Annotated in this window: 9 protein-coding genes; 4 read left to right on the top strand and 5 right to left on the bottom strand. The window is 59.2% G+C overall.

Annotated elements, in window-relative coordinates:
• Positions 1 to 36: 36 nt before the first annotated feature.
• From ACNPN0_RS11675 to ACNPN0_RS11665, 3 genes are all read right to left on the bottom strand, one after another.
• A complete protein-coding gene (locus ACNPN0_RS11675) occupies positions 37 to 594 on the bottom strand; it encodes an anti-sigma factor domain-containing protein (protein ID WP_105656839.1) in 558 nt (185 codons plus the stop codon).
• Positions 595 to 717: 123 nt separating this feature from the next.
• Positions 718 to 1,179, bottom strand: a complete 462-nt coding sequence (locus tag ACNPN0_RS11670) for a tRNA (cytidine(34)-2'-O)-methyltransferase (protein ID WP_105656838.1) — start codon at positions 1,177 to 1,179, stop codon at positions 718 to 720.
• Positions 1,180 to 1,223: 44 nt separating this feature from the next.
• Positions 1,224 to 2,189, bottom strand: a complete 966-nt coding sequence (locus tag ACNPN0_RS11665; protein WP_448938911.1) for a J domain-containing protein — start codon at positions 2,187 to 2,189, stop codon at positions 1,224 to 1,226.
• A gap of 51 nt (positions 2,190 to 2,240) precedes the next feature.
• Here ACNPN0_RS11665 and ACNPN0_RS11660 point away from each other — a divergent pair, with 51 nt between their 5' ends.
• The gene (locus ACNPN0_RS11660) at positions 2,241 to 3,140 is read left to right on the top strand and encodes a diacylglycerol/lipid kinase family protein (RefSeq protein WP_400342181.1); all 900 of its coding nucleotides are present in this window, start codon (positions 2,241 to 2,243) and stop codon (positions 3,138 to 3,140) included.
• Here the strand turns inward: ACNPN0_RS11660 and ACNPN0_RS11655 are convergent.
• Both ACNPN0_RS11655 and folP read right to left on the bottom strand, forming a co-directional pair.
• Complete coding sequence (locus ACNPN0_RS11655; RefSeq protein ID WP_400342182.1) at positions 3,109 to 3,867, bottom strand: pyrimidine reductase family protein; 759 nt, start codon at positions 3,865 to 3,867, stop codon at positions 3,109 to 3,111. The genes ACNPN0_RS11660 and ACNPN0_RS11655 overlap by 32 nt on opposite strands.
• A gap of 12 nt (positions 3,868 to 3,879) precedes the next feature.
• A complete protein-coding gene (gene folP / locus ACNPN0_RS11650) occupies positions 3,880 to 4,806 on the bottom strand; it encodes a dihydropteroate synthase (RefSeq protein WP_400342183.1) in 927 nt (308 codons plus the stop codon).
• Positions 4,807 to 4,918: 112 nt separating this feature from the next.
• Here folP and ACNPN0_RS11645 point away from each other — a divergent pair, with 112 nt between their 5' ends.
• The 3 genes from ACNPN0_RS11645 to mnmA are packed head-to-tail and all read left to right on the top strand — an operon-like array spanning position 4,919 to position 8,126.
• Complete coding sequence (locus ACNPN0_RS11645) at positions 4,919 to 5,728, top strand: hypothetical protein (protein WP_332498155.1); 810 nt, start codon at positions 4,919 to 4,921, stop codon at positions 5,726 to 5,728.
• A gap of 29 nt (positions 5,729 to 5,757) precedes the next feature.
• The gene (locus ACNPN0_RS11640; RefSeq protein WP_105656832.1) at positions 5,758 to 6,993 is read left to right on the top strand and encodes a cysteine desulfurase family protein; all 1,236 of its coding nucleotides are present in this window, start codon (positions 5,758 to 5,760) and stop codon (positions 6,991 to 6,993) included.
• Positions 6,990 to 8,126, top strand: a complete 1,137-nt coding sequence (mnmA, locus tag ACNPN0_RS11635; protein ID WP_400342184.1) for a tRNA 2-thiouridine(34) synthase MnmA — start codon at positions 6,990 to 6,992, stop codon at positions 8,124 to 8,126. The genes ACNPN0_RS11640 and mnmA overlap by 4 nt, the downstream gene beginning before the upstream one ends.
• Positions 8,127 to 8,757 lie beyond the last annotated feature (631 nt).

Raw genomic sequence — 8,757 nt, 5'->3', positions numbered from 1 at the left:
CCCCCCCGAACTTTTTGGCTGGCCAGAGGTGAGCTGCTAGCTCTCGTCTTCCGTTGCCTTGTCTTGAGCCAGTGGCAGGTCGACCGATGCTTCAGCATCTTCAGATGGAGCGTCAGGGATCTTGGATCCCTCAATGGTGATGTGGAGGGCAATCACGTCTTCAGCTGGAGACAGCCCAGCCGCGGCATCTTCACCGGTGCTGGAAACGATCACGGAGACGCTGCCGGACTCATGCACGGCCCATGCAACGTACTGTTCCGAACCGTCCAGGGCAGGCAGCTCGGAGAGCTCGACACCCACAGCGCTTTCGGACTTCGACGAGCTGAGCACCGCTTGGCCGCCGCTCTTCAATTCGACGGTCTCCGTGACTGCATCATCGGCCTTGGATGCTTTGGACGCCTTGGTGCCTCCATTGAGCAGGGAGAAAATGACCACCGCTAGGACAACGATGATGGCAAGTCCCGTGACAGCGAAGATCCAGCGCTTAGGCTTTTTCTTGGCTGCACGTGAACTGCTGGCCACTTGGCTCACCAGATCTAGACCCAGGTTCTCGTCCTGGGGCTCGTCGCGGTGCTGAGAATGGCTACCGTTCATTGTCTTGGATTCTCCCGAAATGTAGTCGGCACAGTTCAATACCCGAAAACTGCGGGTACAGACTCGAGCCTACTTTATAAAGATTAGGTAAAGCTGTATGCGTGGCGCGGGCTGGCTGGTACTTTATGCGCCAGCGAAGCCGTGCTGGCGCCAAGCTTCGAAGGCAACCACCGAAGCAGTATTGGCCAGATTCATCGATCGGCGGCCTGGAAGCATCGGCAAGCGGACCAGGTCGTTGATGCGCGGATGCTTCTTGTCTTCTGCGCTCAAGCCAACCGATTCACGGCCGAAGAGCAGGATGTCGCTGGCCTCGTAGCTGATATCCGAATAGACAGTAGTTCCTTCGGATGTGAAGGCAAAGACCCGGCCTTCTCCCAGTGCTTCAAAGGCTGCGTCAAGATTTTCATGCACCGTGACGTAAGCCAGATCGTGGTAGTCCAATCCTGCGCGACGCAGGTTGGCATCCTCGAAGTTGAAGCCTAATGGCTTGACCAAATGCAGTTCTGCGCCGGTGATGGCGGCTAGTCGGATAGCGTTGCCGGAATTACCCGGGATCTCTGGGGCATTGAAAACGATACGAAACACTCAACCAGTTTAAGCTCTCACCAACAAGAAATAGGCCATTGACCTTAGTACATCGCTTCACGTAACTGCGCCAGGGCTAGGCGATCGACGACATTCGGCGATGGGCCAGAGCCCAAGAAGAGTTTCAACTCGCGAATCAATCCCGCTGCATTGAGCACATTCGGAGTCGATGCAAGTGTTGGATCGGCATTGCGCCGGTACTCAATGACCGGTTCGTGGTGATTGCCGTTGGCAGAAAGCACCAAGGTGAACGCAACTACGTTCATCTGCATGAATTGCCGTTGCAAACCGGAGATGGAGAACTGCGGAGGCTGCGTCAGCTTATTGCCGTGGCGCAAGACATTGCCATCAAATGAATAGTAGCCATCGGGCAGAGTCATCGTATTGATCACCGCCATGCGGTAACCGGCAATCAGCACATGATCGTAGTGCCCCGACGCGGGCGAACGCAGGCCGTTGACCAAACGGGCAGCTGGCAAGATATTCAGGACGTTCTTGGAAAGCAGGTTGATGGTCTGCGCCTCGCGGATCAGCCGTGCACGGTTGGAGAACAGACCGCGTTTTCGGGGTTCTCCATGAACGCGCTGCTCACAGACTTTTCTGTCCAGCAATGTAGGAGACGTATCCGAGAACGGTGGAATATATTCGGTGGGCAACTGCGCCTTGGGCTGCTGAGGGCTCTTGCGCAGGCGCTCGTCAAAAGGACGGGCGCTGAACCCGGCGCGTGGAGCGTTGCCCGGAGACTGGAAGGTCTGCTCATAACCCAGCGGAGACGCCATCTCGCTGAGCTGCTGGAAAGCGCGCTGTACTTCTTTGAACTTTTCTTCGCTGCCACCGAGATCGGGATGGGTCGCGCGAGCGGCCCTTCGGTAAGCGACCTTGATATCTTCCATGCTCGCAGTAGGCGCGACACCAAGAATTTCGTATGGGCTTGGTGTACTCATTGAACGGAGGAATCCTCTCGGTGAAAAAGACCGGATGGCCAGTGTTCCCCAGTTTAGCGAATCCAACCCAGCAAATTCTTTGTAGAAGCGTCAAGTTGCTGGGTAATCTCTATGGTCATGAGCTCGTTTGGTCGCACCGCAGAAATCCGCATCATCTTCCACCCCGCCTCAGGCCGAGGCCGGGGGATGCGCCTTGCCCAGCAGCTTGCCCACGCGCTTGGCAAGCTCGGGCTGGAACATGGGCTAGTTGATACTTCAGAGACGAGCGTGGAACTGGTGGGGGACCAGCTCAGAGCCTCGCGGGCGATCGTCATCATTGGCGGTGATGGGCTGATCCACCACTGCATCCAGCACGTTGCGGGAACTTCGATTCCCATCGGTGTCATCCCCGCAGGCAGCGGCAACGACTTCTGGCGCATGACAGGGGACGCGAATGCAGAAGAATCCTTGGCCAAGGTGATTGCGTTTTGCAAGCTGCCGGGAGCAACTATGCCCATTGACGTGCTGGAGCTGCGGTTTGACCAAGCCGGCAGAACACCGCGCTATGCACTGGGTGCCGTGTCCTGGGGATTTGAAGCCACCGTCAACGCGAAAGCCAACGCGTTGCCGCGGCAGCTGGGAGCACTGCGGTATATCGCCGGCTTGATCCTGTGCCTTCCCCAGCTGCGCGGATGCCCCAGCGAGGTGAGGGCCGACGGACTGCGATTCAGTGGAAGCGTCCTGGCCGCCAGCGTCGCTAATATCAAGTCCCTTGGTGGCGGCATCAAGCTCTTCCCGCATGCTGATTTCACCGACGGTACCGCGGAATTGGCTATCGTACGCGGACCAAATATTCTGCGGGTCCTACCGTATCTGGCAAGGATCCTCACCGGAGCGCCGCATCCATGGAAGGTCAGCGCAAACCTCACGCGGGCCCGCATCGAGACATCTCGGCACAGCTATGCTGACGGGGAATGCATGGGGGCCGGGCCCTTTGAGCTAGCTGTTATTCCCGCGGGGATCCAGCTGATTTCCTAAGTCGATAGTCGCAGAAGAGCATGCTGTCCTCTTCAAACAAGGAATGCAGCTCGAAGGCGTGGAACGCCTGCCGATTGTGAACCGCTATTCTCATGCCATCACCTGCCACAAGGACAGGGGAGTAGCTGATGCAAACCGAATCCACCGCGCCAGCCGAGGCGAACTGTCCAAAAACGTGAGGACCACCTTCAGCATGGATGAAGCCATATCCCTTGGAATGCAGATAAGCGATGATTTCGGTCGGATCACACCCGCCCTCGGTTTCGGAAACCTGCACGAGAGTGGCATTGGGTCCGTATGACCGACGCTGTTCGTCAGTGACCTGGACGCTGGTGAAAAGCAGAACCGGAACCGGGGATTGGGCAAACACCGGGGCCGTTGGCTCCAGATGCAATCCTCGTGAAATGAGCGCCAGCACGGGTTGTGGCGGCAGGCCATGCTCGATACGCCACGCCATGTCCTCCGCGGACAGGAGCTGGCCTTCGTAGCCCTCGGCACGAACCGTTCCAGCACCCACCATGATCACGTCGGCAAGCCGGCGCAAGAGTGCGAAAACCCTCTGATCGCCAGGAGAGCCCAATGCTTTGGAGAGCCCATCAACCTGGGCACTTCCGTCGATGCTGCTGACGAAGTTGAAACGTACGAATGGGCGATGCTCGCTGGAATAGCGCTCAAGCAGGAACTGGTCATCAACCTGATCTGCTGGTTGGGGAAGCAGGGCACGCACCTGGGAAACTCCTTACTTGCTGACTTCGGGTTCTGGGTGAGCAGGAGGATTGACATCCCCCATGTTATGTATCTGGTAGGCAGGCTCCCGCCACCCTTGAGCTGCTTCGATCAGGCGTACTGTCTGCACCGATTCAGGAATATTGTGCATCCGCAATATGCGGGCACCGTTCATGGCACAGATCGTTGCTGCCACCATAGAACCAACCATGCGCTCAGCCTTCGGCAAGTTCAAGGTTTCACCGATGAAGTCCTTGTTCGAGACCGCTGCCAAGGCCGGATAGCCCAATTCGGCAAAGGCCTGGAACCCAGCGGTCAAATCCAGAGTGTGGCGGGTGTTCTTGTTCAGGTCGTGCCCTGGATCAACAATGATCTTTGCCGGAGAAACACCAGCGTCCAACGCAATCTGGATTTTCTCCAGCAGATACTGGCGGATCTCGGCCACCACATCGTCGTAGCTAGGGCGCGGGTAAACGGTGCGGGGCTTGGCTAGCGAATGGGTGATCACCACATGCACGTTGTTCTTGGCTACCACCCGGGCCAAACCGGGATAGGAAAAGCCTGTGGTGTCATTGATGACATCAGCGCCGGCATCAATGGCAGCCTGCGCCACCTGTGGATGGAAAGTGTCTGCAGAAATAATCACCGAACTGCGGCTACGCACTTGATGGATAACCGGCACAATTCGCTCTGCTTCCTCCTGCCACGGGAGCTCCGGGCCCGGAGAGAAGGGGACTCCGCCGATATCCACCCAGTCAGCACCTGCCTCGACCGCACGCATGGCAGCGGCCACAGCATCATCCAAGCCAAAGGTCGACCCGGCATCGTAGAAAGAATCCGGAGTGCGGTTGATCACTGCCATCACCGCGATCCGCTGTGAGAAATCCAGGGAGCGCTGGGAGAAATCATGGACTGGAACCAAGAAATCAGGCTTGAACATGCAGGAAGGCTCCCTTAGCTGGAATCGATACGTCATCAGTTGTTCCTCTATTCATACCACCGACCACGGTTCGGAGGAGGAATCCGCCCGCTGCTCTCGCTAGGCTTGGACCATGCAGTTTTCACACCTCTCCGCAGCCCACGGGCAATGGATCGCCGCAGCTTGTGCATCAGCCGACCCCAGCACGGTAGTAGCCCAGATCCCGCATGGCTACGAACGCTACGTCCGCATCCTTCACCCAGCACTGGATGAAGATGACCAGTTGGTGCGCTGGGAGACGGTGGCACAGAGCCGCAAGCACATCATCACCGCCGCGGATCTTTTTGAAACCGTGGCCGGACTGGACGCGCAAGGCAATCCTGCGACCGAAGACGCCTGGGTAGATACCGACCTGCCGCTGGACCAGCTCCCGGAATCGCAATGGCAAGCACTAGCCGCCGAAATGGTCCGGGTTTCTGCCAAAGACCAGAAGTTCGTGGTGGGCTTGTGGGCCGGTTACGCATTTATCGCGGGCGGGGAACGCATACAGATTGAGCGCGAGCCGGATCCTGCATTGAGCGATGACGAGAACCAGCGGGTGTACGAGTTGGCGCTCGCCGAGGCGCAGAAACCTGCCTTTGGTCCCGAGATCATCCAGGCAGAACCGTTCGACCTGGGTGGCGGATACCGGAACTACCACCTGTTCGAAGCGGACGCGGAGTTCCTGGCGCAGCCCGAATGGGCCAGCACTGCCGACGGCGCCCAACGCCAACGCCCGGCGCTGGCGTTTGCGGCGGACCATTCCTGGATGCTGTCGACAGAACCGTTTGATGATTGCACCATCCTGGGTGGTCCTGCTTCATTGATTGAGGCGGTCTTGAACAATCCGGCGCTGGAGGCCATTGAGGTTGGCCAATTCACACGGATCGGCCATTCAAACTAGGGCGCCCCACCCCGTACCATTGAAGTGTTATGAAAACTTCCGCCGTATACCTGGATCACGCGGCAACCACCGATCTGAATCCAGCAGCTCTGGCTGCCATCACCGAACAGTATTCCCGCACCGGAAACCCGTCTTCTTTGCATGGGGCCGGACGTCGCGCCAACCGTGCGGTGGATGATGCCCGACAAGCTATCGCCATGGCCGCCGGGGCGCACTCCAGCGAATTGATCTTCACATCTGGTGGGACTGAATCGGATAACTTGGCGCTGAAGGGACTGTTCTGGAACCGCGTGGCGGCCAATGAGCAGGCGCGTGCCATCGTGCTCACCGGCATTGAGCACCACGCGGTCCTGGATACGGCTACCTGGCTGCAGGACCATGAGAATGCCACCTTGCTGTGGCTCGCCGTGGATGAAGACGGTGTCGTTGATCTGCAGGCGGCCGAAAAGCTATTTGAAGAGCAGCACGAGCAGATCGCTTTGGCCACCTTGATGTGGGCCAACAATGAAGTCGGCACCGTTCAGCCGATCCGTGAATTTGCTGCCCTAGCTGGCAAGTACGGGGTCCCGGTGCATTCGGATGCGGTGCAGGCCTTTGGTGCGCTCGCGGTCGACTTCGGCTCCTCGAATCTGGCCACCATGGCGATTAGCGCGCATAAGATCGGTGGCCCGGTAGGCATCGGCGGGCTACTGGTTCGCCGCGATATTGTGCTCACCCCGGTCCAGCACGGCGGTGGACACGAACGCAAGCTGCGATCGGGGACTTTGAATGCTGCCCACGCGGCCGGCTTTGCCGCCGCGGCTACCGCGGTGCGTTCTGGATTGCGGCAGGAAGCTGCGCGGCTGAGCGAACTGCGTGAATATGCGATTGAGAAGATCACCGGCTTGATTCCGGAAGCGGTGCTGAACGGACCACGGGACCAAGGCAATGAGGGCCAGCGCCTCCCGGGCAATCTGCACTTCACCTTCCCGGAATGCGAGGGGGACTCCTTGCTATTCGGCTTGGACATGGTTGGCATCGCATCATCCACCGGTTCGGCGTGCACCGCTGGTGTTCCGCAGCCTTCGCATGTTTTGCTGGCTATGGGACGCGATGCGCGCACCTCGCGCAGTGTGCAACGCTTCACATTGGGGCATACATCCACACGCGCCGACGTTGACGCATTGTTAGAGGCTTTGCCCCAAGCGTATGCTCAGGCAAAGAAGGCTGGCATGGCAGCCGATGAAAGCAGCATCCACACGGCAGGAACAGGTTTTACACGATGAAAGTACTAGCAGCGATGTCCGGAGGCGTGGACTCGGCGGTAGCCGCGGCCCGCGCAGTTGAAGCCGGCCATGATGTGGTCGGCGTGCACCTGGCCCTGTCTCGCATGCCGGGGACCCTTCGCACCGGTTCGCGCGGTTGCTGCACCTTGGAAGACTCCAATGATGCATGGCGTGCCTGCGACAAGCTGGGCATCCCATACTACGTCTGGGACTTCTCGGACCGCTTCGCAGAAGACGTGGTGCAGGACTTCGTGGATGAATACGAAGCTGGCCGCACCCCGAATCCCTGCATGCGATGCAATGAGAAGATCAAGTTCGCTGCCTTGCTGGAAAAGGCATTGGCCCTGGGCTTCGACGCGGTATGCACCGGGCACTACGCCAAGGTGCTGCGCGATTCCGAGGGCAACCCGGAGCTGCACCGAGCCGCAGACTGGGCCAAGGACCAGTCCTACGTTTTGGGCGTGCTGACCCACGAACAGCTGGAACACTGCATGTTCCCGCTAGCCGAGACTCCCTCCAAGGCGGAAGTTCGCGCCGAAGCCGCAGCGCGCGGACTGACCGTGGCGAACAAGCCAGATAGCTATGACATCTGCTTCATTCCCGATGGCGATACCCGCGGTTGGCTGGCTGAACGCATCGAGATGAAACCAGGCGAGATCGTTGACCACGAGGGCAACCAGCTCGGTGAGCACGAAGGCGCCCAAGCCTTCACGGTTGGCCAGCGCAAGGGTCTTCGACTGGGTCGTCCGGCCGCCGACGGCAAACCGCGCTTCGTCTTGGAAATCCGTCCGAAGGACAACAAGGTCATCGTCGGTCCAGAGGCCCTGCTGGCTGTGGACCAGCTGCGCGGCATCCGCATTTCCTGGGCTGGCCTGCCGATCGCTGAAGTTTTCAGCGGAGACAAGTTCGACTGCATGGTGCAGGTGCGCGCGCACGGCGATCCGGTCGCCGCGGTAGCCCACATGGAGCGCTCGGAAGAAGGCCGCGACGAGTTGGTTGTCAACCTTCCCGAAAGCATGCGTGGAGTCGCGCCGGGCCAGACCATGGTCGTCTACCAGGACAGCCGCGTGCTGGGCCAAGCGACCATCGATTCTGCTCGTTCCAGCGAATGGGACTCCAGCATGGTCAATTAATTAGCCATCCAAAGAAACCCTTGGTCCAGTTCAAGATAATGAACTGGACCAAGGGTTTCTTCGCGTCGTGATTCAAGTTAGACGAACGGCTGGTTGCAACGGAGCTCGGCGGCCATCCGCTTCGGCCGTGGGCGTCCGGCACGTATTCGCCCGGCATTGCCGGCGATTACCGGTGGTGTGTGGGATTCGGCCTGTCTTCAAGGGCCGCTTGGGGCTTGCTGGCTCACTGCATTGGTTCGACCCTCTAGATCTCGCTATTGAATTGGGCTGCCGACCCTGTTGCGCCACCGGAGGCCCTGGCTTCCAATGCGCTCGCTGCGATGTTCTCGAGAATGCTCACCAGCGGTAGCTGGGCGGATAGGGGCGCATCGTCCAGAACAACGGATCATTCCAGTCGGCAGAACCAATTCGTACCAATCCGGAAGGCCTCAACGAGCTAGATGCCCGAGGGGCTCGGGTGGCAGTACTCAAGGCCTTCGCAAGCTCCGGCCGACGGCCGGTGCGTGGACCCTGCACTGGACGATGCTGGACTCTGTCTGGTTGCCCGCTGCTTGCATTCCCGCGGTGGAAATGACGCACAGGGGGATGAACCGAGTGAAGAGCACGAGCTTGCGCGACAGCGAAGGGGGGG

This window comes from Glutamicibacter sp. AGC84, from assembly GCF_053543575.1.
This window is presented reverse-complemented; position numbering and strand designations above follow the sequence as displayed.